The organism is Gemmatimonadaceae bacterium (genome assembly GCA_037721215.1).
In the GTDB taxonomy this organism is placed as follows: Bacteria; Gemmatimonadota; Gemmatimonadetes; order Gemmatimonadales; family Gemmatimonadaceae; genus UBA4720.
Window position 1 is genome coordinate 1 of the sequence record JBBJNV010000008.1, and the last position, 22,896, is coordinate 22,896.

The 22,896-nt window shown below is 60.4% G+C and carries 19 protein-coding genes; 6 read left to right on the plus strand and 13 right to left on the minus strand.

From position 1 onward, the window contains the following. Both WKF55_05430 and WKF55_05435 read left to right on the plus strand, forming a co-directional pair. Positions 1-932, plus strand: a 932-nt coding sequence (locus WKF55_05430; GenBank protein MEJ7759015.1) for an ATP-dependent DNA ligase, incomplete at its 5' end; no start/stop codon positions are given. A 3-nt stretch (positions 933-935) separates the two neighbouring features. Then, positions 936-1,874 carry a PhzF family phenazine biosynthesis protein gene (locus WKF55_05435; GenBank protein ID MEJ7759016.1) on the plus strand — a complete coding sequence of 313 codons (939 nt, stop codon included), beginning with the start codon at positions 936-938 and terminating at the stop codon, positions 1,872-1,874. A 20-nt stretch (positions 1,875-1,894) separates the two neighbouring features. Here WKF55_05435 and WKF55_05440 read toward each other — a convergent pair whose 3' ends face one another. Next, on the minus strand, positions 1,895-2,266 hold the full coding sequence (locus tag WKF55_05440; GenBank protein ID MEJ7759017.1) for a hypothetical protein: 372 nt from the start codon (positions 2,264-2,266) through the stop codon (positions 1,895-1,897). Between the two features lie 289 nt (positions 2,267-2,555). Here WKF55_05440 and WKF55_05445 point away from each other — a divergent pair, with 289 nt between their 5' ends. Beyond that, the gene (locus WKF55_05445) at positions 2,556-5,372 is read left to right on the plus strand and encodes a TonB-dependent receptor (protein ID MEJ7759018.1); all 2,817 of its coding nucleotides are present in this window, start codon (positions 2,556-2,558) and stop codon (positions 5,370-5,372) included. A gap of 53 nt (positions 5,373-5,425) precedes the next feature. Here WKF55_05445 and WKF55_05450 read toward each other — a convergent pair whose 3' ends face one another. The 3 genes from WKF55_05450 to WKF55_05460 all read right to left on the minus strand — a co-directional run bounded on the left by WKF55_05450 (position 5,426) and on the right by WKF55_05460 (position 8,800). Further along, positions 5,426-5,782, minus strand: coding sequence for a hypothetical protein (locus WKF55_05450; protein ID MEJ7759019.1), 357 nt, complete (start codon positions 5,780-5,782; stop codon positions 5,426-5,428). Between the two features lie 76 nt (positions 5,783-5,858). Continuing rightward, on the minus strand, positions 5,859-7,445 hold the full coding sequence (locus WKF55_05455; GenBank protein MEJ7759020.1) for a hypothetical protein: 1,587 nt from the start codon (positions 7,443-7,445) through the stop codon (positions 5,859-5,861). A gap of 68 nt (positions 7,446-7,513) precedes the next feature. Next, positions 7,514-8,800 carry a hypothetical protein gene (locus WKF55_05460; GenBank protein MEJ7759021.1) on the minus strand — a complete coding sequence of 429 codons (1,287 nt, stop codon included), beginning with the start codon at positions 8,798-8,800 and terminating at the stop codon, positions 7,514-7,516. Between the two features lie 40 nt (positions 8,801-8,840). On the opposite strand from WKF55_05460, the gene WKF55_05465 reads away from it, so the two are divergent. Together WKF55_05465 and WKF55_05470 are read left to right on the plus strand one after the other, a co-directional pair. Continuing rightward, a complete protein-coding gene (locus WKF55_05465; protein MEJ7759022.1) occupies positions 8,841-9,083 on the plus strand; it encodes a hypothetical protein in 243 nt (80 codons plus the stop codon). Between the two features lie 9 nt (positions 9,084-9,092). Further along, positions 9,093-9,431 carry a redoxin domain-containing protein gene (locus WKF55_05470; protein MEJ7759023.1) on the plus strand — a complete coding sequence of 113 codons (339 nt, stop codon included), beginning with the start codon at positions 9,093-9,095 and terminating at the stop codon, positions 9,429-9,431. Here WKF55_05470 and WKF55_05475 read toward each other — a convergent pair. Together WKF55_05475 and WKF55_05480 are read right to left on the minus strand one after the other, a co-directional pair. Then, entirely contained in the window at positions 9,428-9,934 is a 507-nt protein-coding gene (locus tag WKF55_05475; GenBank protein ID MEJ7759024.1) for a TlpA disulfide reductase family protein, read from the minus strand. The genes WKF55_05470 and WKF55_05475 overlap by 4 nt on opposite strands. A gap of 85 nt (positions 9,935-10,019) precedes the next feature. Next, positions 10,020-10,736, minus strand: coding sequence for a cytochrome c biogenesis protein CcdA (locus WKF55_05480; GenBank protein MEJ7759025.1), 717 nt, complete (start codon positions 10,734-10,736; stop codon positions 10,020-10,022). Positions 10,737-10,875: 139 nt separating this feature from the next. On the opposite strand from WKF55_05480, the gene WKF55_05485 reads away from it, so the two are divergent. Beyond that, a complete protein-coding gene (locus WKF55_05485) occupies positions 10,876-13,104 on the plus strand; it encodes a DUF2723 domain-containing protein (protein ID MEJ7759026.1) in 2,229 nt (742 codons plus the stop codon). Here the strand turns inward: WKF55_05485 and WKF55_05490 are convergent. The 7 genes from WKF55_05490 to WKF55_05520 all read right to left on the minus strand — a co-directional run bounded on the left by WKF55_05490 (position 13,101) and on the right by WKF55_05520 (position 22,836). Continuing rightward, positions 13,101-13,916: a HEAT repeat domain-containing protein gene (locus tag WKF55_05490; GenBank protein ID MEJ7759027.1), complete on the minus strand. Its 816-nt coding sequence runs from the start codon at positions 13,914-13,916 to the stop codon at positions 13,101-13,103. The genes WKF55_05485 and WKF55_05490 overlap by 4 nt on opposite strands. 12 nt (positions 13,917-13,928) lie before the next feature. Continuing rightward, a complete protein-coding gene (locus tag WKF55_05495) occupies positions 13,929-15,416 on the minus strand; it encodes a HEAT repeat domain-containing protein (GenBank protein MEJ7759028.1) in 1,488 nt (495 codons plus the stop codon). A 6-nt stretch (positions 15,417-15,422) separates the two neighbouring features. Continuing rightward, positions 15,423-16,424 (minus strand): hypothetical protein, encoded by a 1,002-nt coding sequence (locus tag WKF55_05500; GenBank protein MEJ7759029.1) that lies wholly within the window; start codon positions 16,422-16,424, stop codon positions 15,423-15,425. Beyond that, the gene (locus WKF55_05505; protein MEJ7759030.1) at positions 16,421-16,963 is read right to left on the minus strand and encodes an RNA polymerase sigma factor; all 543 of its coding nucleotides are present in this window, start codon (positions 16,961-16,963) and stop codon (positions 16,421-16,423) included. Before WKF55_05505 ends, WKF55_05500 begins: the two co-directional genes overlap by 4 nt. Positions 16,964-17,097: 134 nt before the next feature. Continuing rightward, positions 17,098-20,028 carry a M14 family zinc carboxypeptidase gene (locus WKF55_05510; protein ID MEJ7759031.1) on the minus strand — a complete coding sequence of 977 codons (2,931 nt, stop codon included), beginning with the start codon at positions 20,026-20,028 and terminating at the stop codon, positions 17,098-17,100. A 58-nt stretch (positions 20,029-20,086) separates the two neighbouring features. Beyond that, positions 20,087-21,394 (minus strand): APC family permease, encoded by a 1,308-nt coding sequence (locus tag WKF55_05515; GenBank protein ID MEJ7759032.1) that lies wholly within the window; start codon positions 21,392-21,394, stop codon positions 20,087-20,089. Then, complete coding sequence (locus tag WKF55_05520; protein MEJ7759033.1) at positions 21,394-22,836, minus strand: DUF4403 family protein; 1,443 nt, start codon at positions 22,834-22,836, stop codon at positions 21,394-21,396. Before WKF55_05520 ends, WKF55_05515 begins: the two co-directional genes overlap by 1 nt. Positions 22,837-22,896: the final 60 nt, after the last annotated feature.

Below are 22,896 nucleotides of genomic sequence, written 5' to 3' on the forward strand. Positions count from 1 at the left end.
TTCGGGATGGCGACGACGTCAGGCTTCAGTCGAAATCCGGTCAGCCGCTGGAAAGGTATTTTCCGGAGGTGGTCGCGGCGCTTCTGGCACTCGAGGCCCCACGGTTTGCGCTTGACGGTGAAATCGTCGTGCCCGTCAGGGGCGCACTCTCCTTCGACGATCTGCTGCAGCGCATCCACCCGGCGGCAAGCCGAATTGCAAAGCTCTCGACGGAAACGCCAGCGGTGTATATCGTCTTCGATCTCCTCGTCAGCGAGCGGGGCCTGCCGATGGTTTCGCACCCGCTCATCGAACGCAGGCCCCTGCTCGACTCGTTTGCCTTGAAGTATCTGCAGGACGACAGTGTGCGACTTTCGCCGGCAACCCGGGAAATTGATGTAGTGACGCAGTGGTTTGAAACCGTCGGCGGAGGACTCGACGGAATCGTTGCCAAGCGTCTCGATCTGCCTTACATGTCTGGCGAGCGATCCGGCATGATCAAGGTCAAGAAACGGAAAACCATTGACTGCGTGGTCGGGGGCTTCAGATATCTCGAGAAGGCCCCGGTCATCGGCTCGTTGCTGCTGGGATTGTACGATGACGATGGGTTACTCAACCATGTTGGCTTCTCGTCAGCGTTCAGCACCGCGACTCGTGAAGAGCTGGTGCCAAAGCTCGAAGGTCTCATCGAGGCACCGGGATTCACCGGCAAGGCACCTGGCGGTCCCAGCAGGTGGAGCACGAAACGAAGCTCGGAGTGGAAACCCCTGGCGCCCTTACTCGTCGCGGAGGTCGAGTACGACCATTTTACCGGTGGACGCTTTCGGCACGGTACGAAATTTTTGCGCTGGCGGCCGGACAAGGCTCCCGCTCAGTGCACCATAGACCAGCTCACAACTGAATCGAAGTCGCCGCTGCATCTGATTACACCCAGTGTAGCGGATGGTACCTGACGCATGCCATACCAATACCATACGGCTGACGTCTTCACCGACGAAGCGTTCGGCGGCAACCAGCTGGCCGTCCTCCCCAACGCCATCGGGTTGAGTGACGAGCACATGTTGTCCATCACGCGAGAATTCAATTTCTCCGAAACAGTGTTCGTGTTACCGGCGGAGCATCCTTCACACACGCGACGGCTCCGGATTTTTACCCCGGGCGGCGAACTCCCTTTCGCAGGGCATCCAACGGTGGGAGCCGCATTTGTGCTGGCCGTCACCGGCGAGATCGAGTCTGCCGGTGCAGATACACGAATCGTGTTCGAAGAGCTGGCGGGCCCCGTCCGGGTACTGATCCGCACCACCGCGAGCGGCTCCGTTTTCTGTCAGTTGACGGCACCGCGGCTGCCTGAAAGAAGGGAGAGCGTTCCCGGTGTCGATATACTTGCGTCGATTCTCTCACTCGCGCCCGGCGACATCCAGAGCGGCGGATCCATGACGGTCGAGGCCGTGTCGGCCGGCGTCCCATTTCTGTTCGTCCCCTTACGGAACCTCGCTGCCCTTGGAAGGGCGCGCGTACGGCTCGACATCTGGGAGAAAGAGCTCAGCCACACCTGGGCTCCCGAGATCTATCTATTCGTCGAAGACCTCGAATCTGCCGCGCGCGATGGTGTCCAGCGCGGCGATGGCGTGATCAGGTCGCGCATGTTTGCGCCCACCATGGGGATCACGGAAGATCCGGCCACCGGTGGAGCGGCCGCTGCGCTCGGTGGCTACCTCGCGTGGCGATCCAACCGGCAGGACGGATTGCTGAAATGGACGATCCATCAAGGTGTCGAGATGGGAAGACCGAGCCGGCTTGAGGTGGAGACTGACATTCGCGGTAGTGCGATTCAAGCCGTCCGGGTCGGGGGTGCGTCGGTACTCGTGTCGTCAGGGGTGCTGCACGTCCCCTGACTGGAACCGACGGTGGCGGTTCAGCTGCGAGCAGTCACACCGCCGGTGCTCTTCCAGTCGGTAAGCATTGCCACGATCAGAATCACGATTCCCACGGCGAGAAAAAAGTTTCGCGCGGAGTTGACCTGGGCGAAACCGAGGATCCACGGCAGGGCGATGAGTGCAAAGCCCACGACGAGCTCGATGGCGCCGTGAACCTTGAATGGAATCACCTTGATCAGGCCGAGCGGCATCGCGGTCAGCGCCGTCAGGATGAGATGAACTCCGGCAAGAACCATCGAGATGGTCGCGGGGAGACCGTCGAATCCAAACAGCCTCGGCGCAAGGAAGAACACCGGGACCATGAGGTAATCGAGCACGCCGTGAATCGTGGGTGAAATCGGTTTCATCATTACACTCCTTCGGGTTTGACATGGATCTGCTGCAACGCTCGCGGACTTGACGAGTTGAACAATGTAAGGCCGCCGTGCTCGCGAAGCACGTCATTCATTGTTGCACTCCTGCCGTTCCCGGTGGATATTGGGACCGCTCCCCCACGGCATTTCCCGAGCGAAGCTGTCTGCCCATACTGGAGAACGTTGCCCTATGACACAAGGCCTTGTCCCACTGCAACCCGTATATCCGACGCGCGCGCTTTTCGCCGCGTCGGGTCGGAAGCTGAGTTGCTTCCTGTTTTCTCTTATGCTTTTCGCAACTGGGTCTTCTCTGCAAGCTCAGTCGGGCACCATCGCCGGCCGCGTCACCGACGCGAGAAACGCTCAGGCGTTGGGTGACGCGCTCGTATCGGTGGAAGGCACGCTGCAGGCCACGAAAACGCGTGGGGATGGATCGTACCGGCTCGATCTGGCTGCGGGGCAGTATGTGGTTCGAGTGAATCGCATCGGCTACACGCCGGAGCAGGATACCGTTGTAGTCACATCGGGGGCGACAGCCACTCAGGATTTTACTCTTTCAAGTGCCCCCACCGGGCTGGATGAAGTTGTTGTCACGGGCACTCGAGCGACCGATCGTACTGTTCTCGAAGCACCGGTACCAATCGACGTACTGTCGGCTGCGGAAATCAGGAATACCGGCGCACAGGAAACGAGTCAGGTGATTCAGATGCTCGCGCCGTCGGTGAATTTCCCGCGGCCGTCGGTGAACGACGGTACGGATCACATCAGGCCGGCGACACTCCGCGGTCTGGGGCCGGACCAGACCCTCGTTCTCGTCAATGGCAAGCGGCGTCATACCACATCGCTTGTCCACGTCAACCAATCGGTGGGACGCGGCTCTACCAGCGTCGATCTTAACGCGATTCCGGTGGCCTCTATCGAACGCATCGAGATTCTGCGCGATGGCGCCGCTGCACAGTACGGATCCGACGCCATCGCGGGCGTCATCAACGTCATTCTGAAATCGGAAGCACAAACGTCGCTGTCCACAACTGTTGGCCGGACGTTTTCCACCTTCGAGGGCCTCGGCGGAAGCGCCGATTACTCTGACGGCCAGGTTTTTCAGATCGACGGCAATCTGGGCCGTGCGATTCGCGGAGACGGCTTCGTTCATCTGACTGGCGAGTTCAGGAACCGCGACCGTACCAACCGTGCACGCGTGGATACAACCGTTCAGTGTTTCAGCGTTACCGTCGGCTGCGCTGAGCTGCCTGATGGCACTGCGATCTATGGAAATGAAAATCAGCGGCAGAGCTGGTCGGGTGACTCCGAGTCGCGCGACCTCGGATTTTTCCTGAACGGTGAGATCCCGCTCGAATCGGGTCTCAGGGTTTATGCGTTTGGCGGCTACGGGATGCGCGATGGTCTTGCGCCCGGATTCTTCCGACGAAGCTCCGATGACAGAACGATTCGCGGCCTTTATCCGAACGGTTTTCTGCCCCTCATCGGTAGCGACATCAGGGATGGCTCGGCCTCCCTGGGAGTGCGTGGTAATTTCGGTGAATGGAAGTGGGATCTGAGCGGGGTTTACGGGGCGAATTCATTCGAGTTCAACATCGAGCAGACCGCCAACGTCTCACTGGGACTGGCGTCGCCGACCGAATTCTATGCTGGTGCGCTGCGGCTGAATCAACTGGTTGGCAATCTTGACTTCGCAAGATTGTTCAGAGGCACAGGGCTCGGACCAGTCAACGTCGCTGTCGGCGCGGAAGCGCGGCGCGATGGATACAAGCTGGAGCGCGGTGACGAAAATTCATTCGCGGTTGGAACCCAGCGCATTCTGGACGGACCGAGAGCGGGAGGCATAGCACCGCCGTTCACGCAGGTGTTTCCCGGATTCAGACCCGTTGACGAAGCGGATGCCTCTCGTACCAACGTCGGCGGATACATCGACGTCGAGGCCACGCCGATTCAGCAGCTGCTGCTGGCGGTTGCCGGACGCGTCGAAAACTACAGTGACTTTGGCTCCACCGTCGACGGGAAATTCGCTGCCCGGCTCGAGATTGTCCCGGGATTGGCGATTCGCGGCGCCGTACAGTCGGGGTTCCGCGCCCCTTCGCTTGGCCAGTCCAATTTTTCCTCGGTTGCGACGAACTTCGTGAACGTCGGCGGTGTCAACACACCGTTCGAGATTCGGACATTCGCTGTTGGGAGCCCCGGCGCAACCTTGCTCGGCGCAACGGCGCTGACGCCGGAGCAATCGTTCAACGTAAGCGGCGGCCTGACCTTCCGGCTTCGCAACAACTTCTCGGTCTCGGCTGACTATTACGATGTGAAAATCGACGACCGGATCGTGCTCTCCGGCAACTTCATCGACGCCTCGGTACGTAACCTCCTGGCGAACAACGGGATTCCCGGCGTAAGCGGTGCCCGCTATTTCACGAATGCCATCGATACCCGCACCAAGGGGCTCGACGTAGTCGTCAACTACGGCATCGAGCTCGGTGAGGCGGGACTGCTGAGACTCACCGGAGGCTACAACCAGAATGAGACCGACGTGAGGAACGTGAAGGCCACGCCGCCGCAATTGACGGCCGTCAGCACGGCGTTGTTCGACCGTGTTCAGCGCACTCTCATTGAAAGAGGCCAGCCGAAGAACAGCGTCCGCCTCACAGCAAATCACGTGTTTCGCAACCTGACCACAAATATTCATGCAAGCAGGTTCGGCGAGTTCACGGTATTCCAGGGGGCAACAAGTGGAGTTGCCGATCAGACTTTCGGTTCTCAGTGGGTCGCCGACCTTGCCCTGAGTTACAAGTTTGCCAATCGGCTGAATCTGACTGTGGGCGCAAACAACGTTCTCGACACCTATCCTGACACGCTCATCACGGCCAATCAGACGCGGGGCATTTATCTCTTCTCGGGGCAGTCACCCGGGGGATTCAATGGCCGATATGGCTACGTGAGAGCGGCGATTGACCTTCCAGATCTGGGGAGCCCGCTTCGTCGGGCGACAAAAAGGGCTGTTGCTGAAACCGCGCCGCGTGGTACCGACGAGCGGTCTGCACCATCCGCCTTCCGTCGTACGGAAAGATTGTCGGCGGTCGACGACCGGCGAAAGTAGAGTCGTGGGGGGGGGGGGGGGCGGGCCCCCCCCCCCCCCCCCCAACGATTGCGCTACTGAACGAAGTTATAAAGCCCGTAAAGGCCAACCACGGCTCCGCCTACGGCGAGTAGGAGTCCGGCAGTGCCGCCTATCACGGCGCCGATTACGAGCGCTGCACCTCCGACAACCATGAGAGCCACGTTCTGGCCCGCCCCCATGTTTCGCTCATCGCGAGCCTGAGGCGCGGACGCCGCGCTCTTGACGGAAGTGGATGGTCTGATGCCCGCTGTGCTGGCGGCAACGGTCGGACCAGCCAGCCTGCCTGCCTGGGAAGCAGGAGCTTTCGCCGACTGACCGAAAGCGACACTCAAAGGCGACGCAATGGTGACGGCCCCCGCTGCGACGAACGACATAAGCTTGCGATTCATGTGGAACTCCCTGTTGGGGTCGGCTACGCGACGCGCTGGATAGGGTTCAACCGCGCCAGCCTGACCAATCGGGCAATTACCGTGCACGCTCCGCGCCATCTTCGACAGTGGCGTGAAATGCGGCTGTCAGAATCGCTCCCTGATGCTTCACCTGCACCCATACCCGATAGTTCCCTGGCTTGGGGAATGCATACGGGAACGAGACGATGTTGGACGTGACAGAATCGTGGGCCATGTCGGGCATCGCTGCCGCGGCTATTCTCTTGCCAAGGCGGCCCCTGACAGTGTCTCCCGGCTCGCGCATGGCGAACGCCATCTGGGAAGCCATCGAGATCGTCCCGACCGGATGAAGATGGACGAATACTGAGCCGTCGTCCCGCGCGACGACCGAATGCCCGGGCATCCCCAGATACTGTTCCAGTTGAGCCGGACCGCCGTCACGGTCAGTTACGGTGAATTGCAACGGGGCCGGCACCCCCGCCAGAATGGGGCCCGGTGGGCGGTTCCATGTCACCGCGATACCCCCTGCAAGTGTTGCCGTGGTCGCCTGCTTATCCACCGGGCCGGCGAGCCACGAATCATCCTGACTGGCGCCCGAAGCCGACGCTGCAACTCCCCCCGCTACCCCGAAAACTCCCGTGGCAGCTGTCTTCGATATGGGTGCGGCCGGGGTCGGAAGATTCAGAGAGCTCACCATCGTCTGGGTAAATCCACTTTCGTGGACGATATCCGCGAATACCCGGTACTGTCCCGCCGGCAGAGTTGGCAAGTCAGCCAGAAAGCTCACCGAATCGACGGATGACGGATGCAGATGAGCAAACGCGGAGAGATCGTTGCGAACCAGGAACAGGTGCATGAGCTTGCCGTGGTCCTGCATCAACGGAGTCCACGCGCTGGCCCGATTTCGGCTCAGCCATGCAGAGTCACCGCGCATCACCCATGGTGAATCGACGATGGCAAGGTGCAGTACGGCTCCGCTGGGGCCAGTCCGAACACTCGCTTGCGATTTGAGCGGCTTGAACATGCTGTCGACAAACCCTTCATCTTCCGCATTCCACCAGGTCCACCCGCCAAACACCAGTGCGGCAGCGACAACGGTCGTTGCGAGCATGGCATTACGGGCGCGTCGATGACTGGCTGTACCCGCTGCTTCACCGGGGGGGAGGGTGCTCTCGCGTACCGCGGCACCCATGATCGTCACGAGTCCGGCAAAGAGGAGGATGCCCATCGCCGCAAGGCCAATGCCCATTGGAACATCCATCTCCAGCCGGCGCGTTGCCGACGCCACCATTGGAACGACCGCACTACCTCGACCCCTGGCACCGGTGACCTCGACAGTGACGCTGTTGGATCCACCAGTCATTATCCACAGGTTACCGGCGAACAGTCCGGCTTCGCCCTCTACACGAGGTGCCACCTCGGGTGGCGGTGCGCCACCAGTTGCGTCGAAACGGTTGGCCTGAACTGTAACGCGCTCGGGCTGATCACCGGCAATGCGTACGAAAACACGGGCCACGCCCGGAACAACCCCTGCCGGCATAATCTGAACTGTCACCGGGTAGGCACCCGCTTTGCCCTCGAACCACGTGTCAGGACTACCGACATGCGCGGCGGCGATCATGTAAAGAAGTGCGACTCCGAAAATCCGGAAAGCTGTCTTCACTCCCGCACCCTCAACGGAAGCGTCAATTCTCGAAACGAAACGCTGAAACATGTATGGGAGCCCATACATTAGCGCTTGACTCTGGACATGCCCTTGCCCCACCACAGCCCCGCCCGGGAGCCAACGGTAGCGAAGATCGCGGCCATACCCAGACCTGCAGCGAGCGTTGGAACGCTCAAATTGCCGCGGGCGTCCTTATCGACATTCCAGTATTCGTAACGCCACGGGCCAAGCCGCTCGGTGTAGTCCCACTGATCGGCGCCAAATACGAAGTTCCGGGCCGCGGGGGAGAGCATGAACTCAGCCCAGTACCAGTGTATCCCGATCATGACTGCGACGAATGTCACGCCCAGTGCCGCCGACAGCAGCCAGTCGTGTGTAGCGCCCGCACGGCGCATGAGAATGTCGAATGCGAGGGCGGGAAATACCAGGAGCAGCGGAAACGGGTGTGGCACCATGCTCGTGACCGCATTGTAGATCGGAGCGAGCATCGGTTGAGCGGGAAAGAGCTGCAGCGCCCAGATGCTGAGAATGACGATTGCCATGTAGCATGCTGCGATGCGCGTCGCTGGCCAGCTGAGTCTCGACGATCGCGCGAACGCTACCAGGAACAACGGAAGCACGGCGGCCGTGGCCTTGTAGAAACCAGAGCCGTGCATCTCATTGGCGAAACCTGCGTCTTCCATGAGCATGATTGTCATCATGACGACGACCACAGCGGCGGAATAGGCGAAAATCATCCCGAGGCGGCTGCGGTCGCGCTCTGAGGTCGCCCGGTTCTGCGCTGCCAGTGCAAGGAGCATCGCGCCGATTTGAATCCCGAGCATACCCATGAGAAGGATGATGTGCGGCGGGCTGATAATTTTGACATCCAGCCCGTACGCGTTGTGCCACCAGTTGTCGAACGGCGCCGACGTAATCATCATCACGGTGCCCCAGATGCAGACCCAGATGCCGAGCGGGGCATGAAAAAACTTCCAGAAACGGACCGACCTGCTCTCCGCTACTCTGTCATTTCCGAAGCTCGTACGGAGCGCGATCCAGGCGCAGCTCAGTCCTGCAACGACTGCGGCGATCTGCTCGAGCAGGTGGGGGGGCGACCAGAAAGTGTCGCGACCGATGGTGCGGTGCCATGAGATGTCCCAGATCAGTCCAACGGCAATGCACGTCGAGGCCGCGACGATGGCGTAGATCGGCCATTCGGCGGCCATCGTCCGGGTTCCCGCGCGGGATGCGGAATCGATTCTGCCCGTATGGCCGGGGATTGCGGTGAGCGGCGCTGCCATCGTTGGAAACTCCGTTGGGTTTGCACTTCGAAAATTCTCGATTGCCCGCTGGCACGAGGCTCGTACCATCGGCTATCATACCTTCTCACCCTCCAGCGAACAACGACAAATGATGCATCGGAGTTTCACGATCGGAATGGCGGCCGCCCTTGTCCTGACGGGAATACCGGCCAGCGCGCAGGCGCCGCGGCAAGTCCCGGCCGCTGCCCTGGTGGTGGGCAGCATGGCTCCCAATTTCTCATTGCCGGGAGCCACGCGATACGGCCTCCTGCAGAGGCCGTTCATGCTCAGCGACTACCGCGGACAGACTGTAGTGCTGGCATTTTTCTACCAGGCGCGGACAAAGGGCTGAACAGTCCAAATGGAGGCGTACCGTGATCAGTACGCCACGCTGTTCAACAATGGAAGAAAAGTCGTGGTGGTCGGCATCAGCGTCGACGCAGATACAACTCTCGCATCGTGGGCCCGGGAGCAGCATTTCCCGATGTTGTTCGCCAGCGACAAGGGGTCGAAGGTGGGCGCGATGTATGATTCGTTCGACGCGAAACGGAACACCGACACGCGGGCTCTATATGTGATCGATCCGGCCGGAAAGGTTGCTTACGTTACAAAGCCGTTCCGGGTTCTGGCTGCCACCGCCTACACCGAGCTGGGCGCCGTTATCGACAAGCTGGCACCCGTGCCGGTGGATTCCCTCTAAAGCGCTTTTCGAATTGCGGCTTCCAGATTCTGGGAGCCGCCGAGCCCGGTGTAAACGATGTTACCCTTGCGGTTAACGACGACGACGTACGACGTAGCCGGCACCTCATAAGCGTCAGAAGCGTTGGCGTCGGCATCAAAAAGTATTTCGTGGGTGAGCTTGTTCTTGGCGACATATGCCTTGAGGCGCGCCGGAGATTGTCGGATCGACACCGCAACACCGATGAACTTGACCTTGCCGGCGTACTTCTTCTGCGCGGCCAGAAGTGCTGGCTCGAGTTCGTGGCATTGCGGGCACCATGTCGCCCAGAACTCGATAAGCATCGGCGTGCGGCCGACATACGAGCCGAGATCGACCGACTTTCCGTCGAGAGTTTTGACAATCGCGGCCGGAGCGCGTTTGCCCACCGCGATCCCGATTTCCTGGGCGCTGGCGGAGGTAGTAAAGACAAGAGTCGCCGAAACTGCAATCAGGGCGGCGGACATGAGGTTGCTTAGTCGCATCGGAGCAATTCCATTGGGGGGAGGGCGGTCATCGGTTGTTATTTACCCGCTGTAACCGGGAAGTGTTCAGAACGCCTTGGCGCCGTCATATCAGGAGCAACCCCATCTGCACCAGATAGTATTCCGCGACTCCAATCATGACGAGTGCGAACCCGCGCTTCACCCATACCATCCACGCTCCCGCGCGCGGCAGCCTTGTCACCGTCCCACTGAACAACCCGACAGCAACGAGTAGCGCACACATACCGACCGAAAAGCTGAACAGATAGACGAACCCAAGTGCTGCCTGTTTCGTCGTCGTGACCCAGGTGAGGACGGCGGCCATCACGGGCGCACCGCATGGAGCCGCGACCAGGCCCGAAACGGACCCCATCACGAACGCCCCCGAGAATCGGCCAGCCGTTCCCGCGCTCGATGCACGCGTGACGAGCGACGCAGGGAGTCGTACGGGTAGAACGTCGAGCATCGACAGGGCCGCGATCATCAACAGATTCGCCATCGCAAAATAGAACCACGGGTTGGTGCTTATCGAACCAAACATCGTGCCGGTAAGGCCAGCGACGAGCCCTAGCGAAGCATATACAAGCGCCAGTCCCATGACATAGGCAAAAGTCAGGAGCGGCGTCCTCCATCGCGGCGGCTTCTCCTCACCTACCGTCTGCCCGCCGACAATGGCGGCCGTTATCGGAATCATTGGATAGATGCAGGGCGTCAGGCTCGTCAACACGCCCGCAACGAAAAGAATGCCCATCGCAATCAACGGATTGGATGACAGTTGTGTCGAAATCGAGGAGAAGTCCATCATGGTAAGGTAGTGAGTAAGGCGGATTATGCGTGCTCGTCGGGTTTTGACGGCCCGGGGACGGCCCCCGCAAAGGTGTAGATTTGTTCGCTTGAAGCGGGGTGCTCGACCACGGCACCGCAACCTCCTCGAAACAACGATGACAGCAGTCAACTCAAGATCGGCCGCAACGCTTTCTCATTCAGACACCGGGGCGGGCTACAAGCCCTCTTATGCCGCGGCGGGAATCGCGGCGCTGGCGGTGTTCGTACTCTACTTCATCACGATTGCGCCTTCCACGGCGATGTGGGATACCGGCGAATACATGGCCGCCGCGAAGGTGCTCGGATTGCCGCATCCCCCCGGCAACCCCTTTTTCATCTTGCTGGCGAATGTGTTCGGCCAGCTTCCCCTTCCCGGCAGCTACGCGCAGCAGATCAATACGATGGCCGCGCTTGCCAGCGCCTTGTCCGCTGGATTCTGGTTTCTCATAACCGAGCGAATTCTTTCAGGATGGATTGGCAACGGGTGGCAACGCCTGCTCGGCGCCGCTCTTGCGACTTTGATCGGCGCAACGGCGTTCACCGTCTGGAACCAGAGCGTTGTAAACGAGAAGGTCTACACCATCTCGCTCTTTTTCTTCACTGCCGTCTCGTGGCTGATGATTTCGTGGACCGACGATCCCGATGGTCCCAAAGCCAACCGCCGGCTCATACTGGTCGCCTTCCTGCTTGGCCTTGGCTATGCCAATCACCCTGCCGGATTTCTTGCGGCACCCGCAGTGGGCGTGGCTATTCTCGTGCGCCGCTGGCAAACTTTTCTGAACTGGCGTTTACTTACGAAGGGACTGCTGGTGATGGCATTGGGCCTCACGCCGTTCATCTACCTGCCGATTCGGTCAGCTTACTTTCCGGCAATCAACGAAGGCGAGACAACGGCCTGCGTCACTGAAATAAGCGCCGCCTGCACGTTCAGTGAGCTCACCAAAAAACGCGTGATGGATAACATCAACCGCGAGCAGTACGGCAAAAAACTCGAACGCGGCGCCCCGTTTACTGCCCAGGTCGGCATGTGGTGGCTCTATTTCAAGTGGCAGTGGTTGCGCGATGCGCACGGAGAAAGCGCGGCACTCCAGGCGATACTGGCAGTCGTCTTTCTGTCTCTTGGCTTGATAGGAGGATATGTCCACTGGACGCACGACCGCCGCACGTTCTGGTATTTCGGGCCGCTGATGTTCACACTGACGCTGGCGCTCATCTACTACATGAACTTCAAGTATGGATGGTCGCAGTCGCCCGAGCTGGGTGACGACGTTGCTCGCGAGGTGCGAGACCGGGATTACTTCTACATCTGGAGCTACTCGGCGTGGGGCGTGTGGGCTGCGCTCGGCCTTGTGTATATCTGGCAATCCGTCGCTCAGATACTTGACGGGTCGAGCGGCGCGAAAGCGGATGGCGCCGGTTACGCCAGCCGTCGCGGCTGGCTGCTCGCCACACCTCTCCTGCTGATCGCGTGCGCGCCTCTCGTCGGCAACTGGAAGGCGGCATCGCACCGCGGTGACACCTTCACGGCAAAGTGGGGAGCAGATATGCTGAACTCCGTCGAGCCGTACGGCATTCTCATCACCAACGGAGACAACGACACCTTCCCCCTCTGGTATGCGCAGGAAGTGGAAGGCGTGCGCCAGGACGTACTGGTACTGGTGACTTCATATCTGAACACCGACTGGTTCGTTCGGCAAATGATTCGCCGGCCGGTGCGTGAATATGACGCGGCCAAAGGCCCAGCAATTTATCGGGACAAGCAATGGCCGAAGCCGACCAGATCGCCGCTGGCAATGAGCTTCGCCGAAGCAGACGCGCTGCCCGAATATCTCGAGCTCCGCGAACCACAGCTGTTCAAGCAGCGGGATCTCGTCGCAACCATTCAGCCGGGCTATCTGACCCGCGATCAGATCGTCACGCTGCGACTGATCAAGGATTCATACCCCGAGCGAGCGATTTTCTTCTCTACCGGCGGTTACGGCAAAACGCTGGGTCTCGCAAATCATTCATTGCGACAGGGACTCGTCGAGAAGCTCGTCGAGAAACCAATCGTGCCCGGCCGCGATACGGTGCAGGTTGGCGACGGCTTTCTCGACGTAAACCGCTCCTACGCTCTCTGGACACAGGTCTACAAGGGACCACAGGAACTCATTGACGAAGGCGACTGGGTTGACCGTCCATCGTTCGGTATACCGTATACCTATACGGTGACCGGATATCTCGTGGCCGAAGCACTGAGAATACAGGGTCGAGAAGCCCTTGGCGTGCCGATCATGAACACCGTCAAGGGCATGGCTCAGGCCGCCAGGATTACCGACGTCCTCGGCGCGCTTTCTGACCGCTAACGCTGCGTGAGGATTTCCTCGAACAGCGCAAGGGCGCGTGGATCTCTCGACTGGCCCAGCCAGAAAAGCGCGTTCTTTCGGATTTTTGGATCACGGTTGGTGCGGGCGATCCGGATGAGCGCGGGCACAGCTTCGCCATTTCGTTGCTGAGACAGGGCAAACACCGCAGACTCGCGAATCTCCCGGTCGATATCATTCTCACCCGCCAGACTGGCGAGGTTTGCCGTGATTGCGTCTCCTGCGGCCTGCCCAACCCAGAACACTGCCTGTTTGCGGGTTTCTGACGGCCGGGACTCGTCCCGTGCTACCCGCAGCAGCGCGGGCCAGACCACGACGCTATCCGCGATCGTCGCGGGAAAGATGGCGTCCTTCGCAACCCGATCGTTGCCCGTGGAGACGAGGCTCATCAGATAATCGCTCGCGTCCCGCGCGGAGACGATTCCAAGATCAGTGACGGTGCCACTCGCTGGACGCCACCGGCCGCCGACATAGGTGCGCAGTTTCATGATTCGCCCATTGCCAACATCGGCAACGATGCGAACGGGGCCGACGCTGCACTCCTGATCCCACACAACGTCTGCCGATTCCCTGTAACTCCACTGCGTATTACCGCTGTTGCTTCGGCTGATATGGTCGCCGTTGCCACACACACCGGGGCGCGCGGCAAAAGCAAAACGTACCCGGCCATCAGGCGCCGCGGCGATACGGCGAGCAACCGAAGCGCCCTGCGCAGCAGCGTGTCGCGGCACCAGGCTGGCCATCACCACAAGTGACCCGACAATTACAACGAGACCTGTCTGTCTGGAAATCATTGGACCTGCCCTCTACCGGTTGATGAGATCGAGCAAAAACTGCTGAACGCGCGGGTCACGTGACTGGCCGAGCCAGAAAATCGCCTTCTTTCGGAGCTCGGGATTTGGATCATTCTTCGCGATATCGAGCAGCTTGTCGACAGCGGCGGGCGAGTTGCGCTGTGAAAACACGAAGATCATCTGATCCCGCATCTCGGTCTCCTTCATCCTGGAGTAAAACGGAACCAGTCGATCGAGCGACACGCCACCCTGACCTGCCCAGAACAGCGCTTTCTTGCGCAGCTCGATTGTCTCGGCGGGATTGATCGCAATGTCCATCAGCCACTGGTCGTTTCCGACACCGCGCTGCTGCGAAAGCGAGAAAAGGATCTTGTCCTTGAGCTCATCGTTTCTCAGCCGGGAGTAGAGCGACCGAAGGAACTCAGTGTTTTCCGGCGATCTACGCTGTCCCAGCCAGAAAATCGCCTGTCCGCGGAGTTCGTCGGAGGTGCCATCGCGGGTGGCGAACTCACGCAAAATCGCGGCGCCGCGCCCACTTCGATGCTGCGACAGTGCGAACAGCGCCTTGTTCTGCAACCCCTCCTCGCGCGAGGTTCGCAGAATCTCCTGCAACATGTCCACGGCGCGTTCGTCCGACACCTGCGAAAGCCAGAACACGGCCTGCTCGCGCACTTCCTGGTCCGGATCGTTACGGGCAATCCGCAAAAGGATGTCAGCCGTTTCCGGTGTGCGCTTCTGCGAAACCAGGAACACCGCTTTTCTGCGCAAGCCGGCTGAACATGCATCCCGGCGATCAAGTACTTTCGACAGTATTGGAAGTGCCCGCGCGGCATCCATCTGCAGCAGCGCGTTCAGCGCCGCGATGCGTTCGTCATCCTCGTCGTTTTCGGCCGGACAATTTGCACCCCGGGCAGTGGCCGCCGTTCTGCCTGAAGCGCGTGAGGCCCCCGCGCCGGTTGCACCGAGCGCTCCAAGTGGGGCTTGCGCTGAGGACAGAGCATTTCCGACAATGCCGCCGACGCTCGCGGCCGCCTCGGAAACCTCCGCGGCGCAGGGCGCGTCACCCTGCCGCGCCAGCTCCCCGCAAATGCGGGTGCGCAACGTCGCCACGTCGCCCCTGCGCGCAACGTGCGGATATTTCTTCTGCAACCGGGCGAGAAGCGTTCGCGCATCCTTCAACTTCTCCGTGCCACCGCTTCTGTACATTGCAAACGCCTGATAGTAGAGCGATTCGCCCGCGTACTCAGACTTCGGAAACCGCTCGACGACTCTGCCGAACAGATTCGCCGCGCGTGCGTACTCGCCCCGGCTCAGTGCCTCGCGCGCTTCGCGATACAGTACGTCCGCGGAATCCCGTGCATATCGCGACGCACGCACCGCTATGTTAGCTGCGAGATGCATCGCCGGAGCTGCGACCGGCGCTGCCCCGGTCCGCGGCCATTCGTGAGGCGCACCGGAAAACATGGCGGCCGCTACGATCAATCCTGTCAGTTTCATCATGTCTCCCTAATATCCTCTCGTCGGCCCCGCGGGAATCGCGGTGCGCAAGCGTGTCATTACTGCTCCGTTTCTGAGACTGCCGTCGATCAGATCGCGCTCCTGAGCTGCAGAGCGCGGCGATAGCTGGACGATCTGCGCCAGAACCAGCTCGAGATCTTCGAGGAGCTTCGCGCGCCGCGGATCATCGCCTGCCGGGGAATCAAGAAGCAGGCGGGTGTTGGACAGCAAACCCTTCGCCCACCCCGCCAGACGCGAATCCGTCTGCTGGTCGCGGGATTCGAGCGTGAACGACGTCAGCAACGCTTCCGCATCGGTGAGATGTCTGATGGTCGCGACCTGATAGGGCACTACAGACTGCGATCCAGCCGCGGAAGTTTCCCGATCGTCAGACGCGAATCCGCCAGTCGATGGCGACCTTTGCAGGCTGCGGAGCCCGGTGGCTACTCGTCTGTCTGCCTTCGATGTGACAGGTGATGCCATGGGGTTTCGGAATGACCCGGAGCGCGGGCGATTCGTCGAAACCGCGCTGGGCTCGGCCACGCGCAGAGGATCCTGAGATTCAGCGGCCAACCCCTCGGCGTAGTTCGGTAATTCAGCGGCCTGCCCTTCCCCAGGCTCGCCGAGCGATACGATGGCCGGCACTCGCACGCCTGTAGAAGCTGTTTTAACCGGAATGCTTCGCGCGGGTCCGGCGCTGTTCGTTGTCCACTTCCCTATACCGATGCCAGTAGCCACGAGAAGCACTGCCGCGGCTGCCATGCTCAACCAGCCGAAGCGAGGGCGAGGGGATATCGTTTCAGGCAAGGACTCGCGAGCGACCGGCCTACCGGTCGCCGAGGCTACCGCCGGTACTACGAACAGTCGCGGAACGTCCGGGACTGTGCCGTCACGGTTGAACCTCGCCGCGTCGATCGCCGCCCACATCTCCTCGCGCGGTGTCTCCGGCGGAGAATTATGCCCCGCCGCTGCCCTGCGAATCAGATCATCCAGCCGGTTATCGTCATTCATGATATCCACTCACCATTGAAATCCGCCAGCGCCTCACGGAGTTTTGCACGTCCCTGAAACAGCCTTGTCTTCGATGTACCCACCGGAATGCCGAGCGTCGATCCAATCTCATCGTGTGTGAACCCTTCGACATCGTGCATCAGAAAAACCGTTCGATACTTCTCGCTCAATGCGTCAATTGCCGCCGCGAGACGCGTCTTGAGATCCGGCTCGGCCTCCCTGATCGACGTTCCGATACCCGATGCCGCTTCAATCGGCGCTTCACGGTTCTTTGCCGTCTTCACCTTGCGCAAGCCGTTCAGGGCTATCGAAACACCGATGGCATGGAGCCAGGTTGAGAGTGAGGATTCGTGGCGGAAATCGCCGATTCGCTCAAACGCCCGGATGAAGGTGAGTTGCGTGAAATCGCGAGCCAGGTCATCGTCGCCGGCAAGCCGGAAGGCAAGTCTGAATACGCGGTCTACATGAGTGTCGTACAATTCACGCTGGGCACTGGGTTCTCCAGCAACGACCCGCGCGATCAGTTGTCTTTCGCTCAAACCGCCTCGTTCCCGGGGAATCGAAAGCGCTATCATCGCAACTCTGACACGTGCTTGACGGAAAGGGTTCGGTGGCGGCGGGGACCGTTGCCCGTTGCCCGCTGCCCGTCACCCACCGATGGTGATAGCGCCAGTCAGAAGCTCAAATGGTTCCAGTTGGCGATGGCATTCACCGCCAGCGCAAACGAGCCTTGCGATTCCATCCTCCAGAGCGGGCGGATTCCGAACAGAAGCACATGTCCCTTCCCCACCGGCGCGTCCACCACTGCCGCCTTGCCAGCGAGTTCATCTCCAGCGACGAGCAAACCCGAAACGAGCAGCGAGTCAGCCTTTTCGTGAAACCTCAGGATCACCTTGGCCCGCATTCTTTCCCGCTGGTCCAGAATGCCTGAGTCGATCCCGTCAACGTTGGCCGCGGTATCCCGCGGAGTTACCGCCATCACCGGCGACTGGTTGAAGTAGACCGGGAACGTGGCTTTATCGTATCCGTACAGAACAGGACTCGCCGTTGACACCGTCTGAGCCCGGAAAATTGCACCTCGCGCATTGAGGCGCGTTGTCGCGGTAACGCTCACCGTCGGATTGAATCCCATCTCGATCGGCAACCGGCTCGTACTGCCGGTGGTGAGCAGCAATCCTCCGCGCTCGACAAATTTCCGAAGTGCAGAAAGCCCGTCGAGACCCATCCCTGGCCGGATGTCGTCGGTCTCGTCCCACTTTCCAAGGTGAGGTGTCGCTGCCGATTTCTTCCACGGAATCGGCGGTCCCACCATGGGCCGGCCATTGATCAGACTCGACGCGGGTGCACTCACATGCGGATAAACGACGACATCGTACTTGTCGAGCGCGGATGCACGCCGGAGCGTCTGTTCCGATATATAGGTGAAAGGCACTCCCATCTGTTCGAGCGCAAACCTGATCCAGCCCTCGTTCTGCGTTTCAATCCAGGAATGCATCAGCGCGATTCTCGGCAGCGTGACGGCGTGCATCGCCGCCGTTATCCGGCCCCCCGAGGAGACGGCCGCAAGACCGAGCTGACTAACAGCATCCCGGCTTCGCTGTGAAGCATTTTCAACAATGAACGTCCCGGCCGGGTAGCTGGCTCCCCCGGCGGTGAATGGCGCGTCGGAGACACTCAATCGTCCGCCCTGGAGCTTCCACGGCAATACCGCCGAGCGCCAATCGCCGAGGTGCCTTACAAGTAACGTGCTCCCGGTTCCTTCGCTCGTGCCGCGAACGACAGCGTCGGCGGTGAGCAGCTGCATTGGCTGCCTGAGTACTGAAGAATCGCTGACCTTGAGGGTCTCGACGTGCCGCAGTGCGTCGAGGGTCCATCCAGTGTCGTCGTACGGCGGCGGATCATCGGCCTTGTACTTTTGAATCGCCAGCAGGGTACGCACCGTCGCCGAGTATGGCTGATCGAGACGAACAATCCAGTCGCCTGACAAGACAGTGATGGCAGAGCCTGCGGCCGGCGCGGGGCGGGCAGCGGATGGGACGCGAGGGACTGCATTTGTTGGCGCCACAACGGCGGCAGGAACGGAAACAACCGCAGTATCTGAAAGGGCCGTCGGCGCGGTAATAGCCGTTGGAACGGAAACAGGCGTCGGAACGGAAGCTGGCGTCGCGGCTGGCGGTGGCACGCGTCGGAGCTTGAAATCCGATACAGCGACGTGTACCTCCGAGCCCTGGGCACGGAACAGATTCACCAGATCGGCGGCTTCTGCAGCATGCCGCTGCTTATGCGGAATCACGAACGCATACGGTGCCGAGGTCCGCCCGCGGTCGATCATCCGCTCGGCCTTGGCGACGTAGTTGGTGAGGAACGTCTCGCGATGATCCGCGACATAGCGCAGTGCGACAAGGACACCCGATTGCTGGTAATTGATGTTGCTGCGAATGCACCAGCGCACGCCATTGACGGGAGGATTCGTCCGGTCCCAGCGCCTCTCCGTCGCGCTCGCGGGCAGCCGGACAGTATGGCAATCCGCGCCACGGGAGGTGAACGTCTCGTAGAACCGGCCAATCGAATTGTGAAGATTGGCAACCGCCAGAATGGTATAGTTAGGAGCCCATCCATCATAGAAGCCGTGCGTCCAGACTCCTGGAAGACCTCGTCTTGTGAGCTCGTTGATCTCCTGGTATGCAAGTGTGTGCCATTCATTCACGACGATCGGGTCGTACTCATCGTTGTATGGTCCCGTACCGGTGCTGGTGTATAAAAACGGCACAGATTCGTGCAGGTCGTGGGCGACAACCGGTTTCCATTTGAGAAAAGTGGACATCACACTCTGCGACAGCTTCTGTGACAGGACCATGCCGTCGCGATTGTTGTCGTGCGCGGTGTACTTGCCCCAGTAAATCAGAGGAACGCCACCGGAGCCCAGCTTCAGCTGACGTGCCAGCTTGTACGCATCCACCATCCGGTCGCGACCATCAACTTCGATCACAGGCGTGATAATGGTGATCACGTTCGCGCGAATTACTTTCGTGTTCTCGGAATCGTCGACTGCCAGACGATACGCGAGCTCCATCAGCATTTCAGGGCTGCCTGTCTCCGTAGAGTGGATCGCGCCGGTGAGCCAGTAGATGGGCTTTGCTTCGCGGATAAGCCGCGCTTTCTCAGCCGGTGCGAGACCGCGCGGATCAGCTAGCCGGGCGAGCGACACACGATAGCTCTCCAGGTTCGCAATGGTTGCTTCGTCTGCTACGACGAGCGCGATCATCTCGCGTCCCTCATCACTCTTGCCAATCGAGAACAGCTTCGTACGGGGGGAGTTGGCGGCTACGGCGGTGAAGTACCGGTTGACGTCGGCTACGTATGACAGTCTGCCTACAGTCCCCGGCACGTAGCCAAGGATTTTCAGGGGCGTCGGGACCGTGCTGGAGGCAGGCAGCGTCTCGACCATCTCGGTCGTGAACTTCCAGCGCGCATCGGTGGGTGTAAGTGCCTTGATCTGAGCAGAATACGCGCTGTCAATCGGCTGCTGTGCTTCGCCGCGGATGGAAAGTAGAGCGATAGCGAGAAGGGCGGGAATGACCTTGAGCAGTTTCAAAGTGTGCACCGTTGGAAAAAATCAGTGTGCTGAACGGACATGCGTGGTACCTGACTGGAACCGGATCTTACGAAGCAGAGGTTCGTCGCCCTGACATGCGGGTGAGAAAAAAGATGACGCTCGACACGAGCACCATCCAGCCGAGCGCAATGAACTCCGCGCGAGTCGCGCTCGAGATCAGCCAGATGACAACCGACGAAGCCAGGATGGGTACAACTGGGCCTCCGGGAATTCGGAAGGGGATCCCCTCTCCTGTCCTGATGTCGCGGCGGCGCAGCTCGAACGCGGCGACGCAGCATGCCAGATAAACCAGAAGTGTCGCAAGCGTCGCGAGAACGAGAAGACCCTCAAACGTTCCGCTGACCGCGAATCCGAAACACGCAATAGCGTGAATCACAATCGCGACGTCGGGTGTGCGCCGGACCGGATGCACTTTTGCGACTGGCGACGGGAGCAGACCATCCCGCGCCAGCGCATAGATGCCGCGTGGCGCGGCGAGCATATCGCCAGCAACGTACCCGAATGTCGAAATAGCTGTGCCAATGATCACCAGCAGCTCACCGCCTCGGCCGATGGAAACGCGCGCAGCGGCAGCGAGTGGAGCGGCAGTGTTGGTGGCCAGTTCCGGGCCGAGTATTCCCTGCGCGGTCATCTGAATGGCCAGATACAGCAGGGTCACGACGCCAAGAGCCAGAAATACGGCGTAGGGTACAGTTCGCGCAGGATCTTTGACTTCTCCGCTCGGCGTAAGCGCGCTCTCAACGCCGAGGAATGCGAAGATCAGCATCGCCGACGTGCGGCTGATCTCGCCCATCGACGGCATACCCGGCCATGTGAAGTTCATTGATTGCACTGCAAACACTCCAACCACGACCAGGATGATCAGAGGAGCGAGCTTAGCCGCCGCGAATGTCTCTACTACACGAATGCCAATTCTTACTCCTCGCATATTGATGATAGCCAGTCCGGCGTACAGCGCCGCCAGAATCACAGCCCTGACGATTGGATCGCGTGCCGCGGGCAGGAGCTGACCCAGCGCTCCCACAAAGATGTTGGCGACGCTCGCGCTCGCGAGGATGTTGGCGCCGAACCACAACATCATCGCGACGAGAAATCCGACGTATGGCCCGAACACCGTACCAGCGTACGCGTAAGCTCCCCCGGAAAGCGACACACGGCTTCCGGCCTGGGCGAAACACATCACGATGAGAGCCATTGCAATTGCGCAAACGACATACGCCACTACCGCTGCGCCACCGATTCTGGCCGCAACAACGGCGGGTAACACGAAAATCCCGGCCCCGATGGTGTAATTCACGATACTCGCGGTCAGGCCCCGAACACTCACCGCGCGAATCAGTCCCTCGTCTTTCATCAGCCTCCCTTCTTCACTGTGAGCTTTGCGGTGGCATCGGCCTGCGCGCGGAGCAGGATTGCGCTTCGCTGTGCGTTGACGGCGAGGCCGTGAACGGCTTTGACGTCCGCCGTGAGACGCACGCCTGGTGCAAGGTCGCGGTTCAGTCCTTTCGCCAGCTGTTCACGTCCCTTCTGCATAACGCTGCCAACTGACCATCTGGCGCGCTGGCGAAAGAATTCGCGCACGTCGTTGTGCTTTACCCATTCCAGGCCACTTACCAGCGCATTTACCGATCCGACGTCGTAGTCGAGATCGGGCACGAACAGCTCATTCGTGCTCGCGTCGTAGCGAGGGGTGCCCACGAAATAGATCCTGCCTTGCGCGGCGCCCTTGAAGCGAAGCTCGAGAGCGAGCTTGCCCCCGCCAATGCCGAACAATCGAACGTGACTGACCTCGAGCGTCTGCCCGGCGCGGTCGATTTTTTTCCCTTTGAGTTTGTCCTCGAGCAGGCGCGACGCAATGTCATATCCTATCACGCCATCGAGCAGAATGTGCAAGCCGTCGCCGACCGCGGCTGGATACAGCGGCGGCAACGGCGTTTCCAGCGGCGCCGGGCGAGACCCGGTCACTATCCGGGGAGAGGCCGAGAAGCCCAGCGCAGTAACGAGCGTTCGCCGCGTGCCCACGCTCTCGCCCATTCGCACCGCGGATGGATTGATCTGTAGCCACACGCTGTCGGTGAGCGGAATGGGACGCTGGAGTAGATGCCACCACTCCTGAAAGCGTGGGCGAATGTCGAGCGCAGCGATTTTCTGGTCGATCAGCGAGCGCTTGCCGATCACCGCATTTCGCGCGGCTTCGATCACGCGTCCGGTGACATCGATGTTGAATACCGTCACTCGGCACTGGTCGCGGCGCGTATCGCTGAATGGTGTGACATCTCCCACGCGCGTCCGACCCCGCAGCTTCCACTCGGGCGTAATGCGGAGCGCCGTCGCTATCTGAATCCGCGCTCGTGGTTTCGGTTGATCGATACCGCAGGACCCGCTTACCTCCGGCGCGAGCGGCGCATCGTACCAGCCCTTGCCTTGATAGTTGATTACCGCGGTCAGGTTGGCGGTCTGCCCGTCGAGCGAGACCTTGAACGGCTCACGTATTGCCTCGAATGCAACACGCATTCTTTTGTTTGATAACTGTCGTCTGTCATCGATATCACCAAACGTTTTCGGTACCGCTCTTTCGAGCGCTTCGACCACGGGAGACAGGTCGTAGGTCAGGGGGATATCGAGAGTCGATGTCGGCAACGCCGGGAGGGTATCGATGTCCGCCGACATCGCCGGGGGCGGAGCGTCGACATCGAGGGAGCCGTCGCATGCACCAATTGCCAGCAGCATGAGAGCAGCTGCCAGCGACATCGCAGCAACCGGGCGTGGCCCGGCACCACGAAACACGGAAGTCATCAAATCCGTAAGAGCTTGTATCAAGCCGAAGTCGCAGTCGGTGGCATCTTGCGAGGTGTG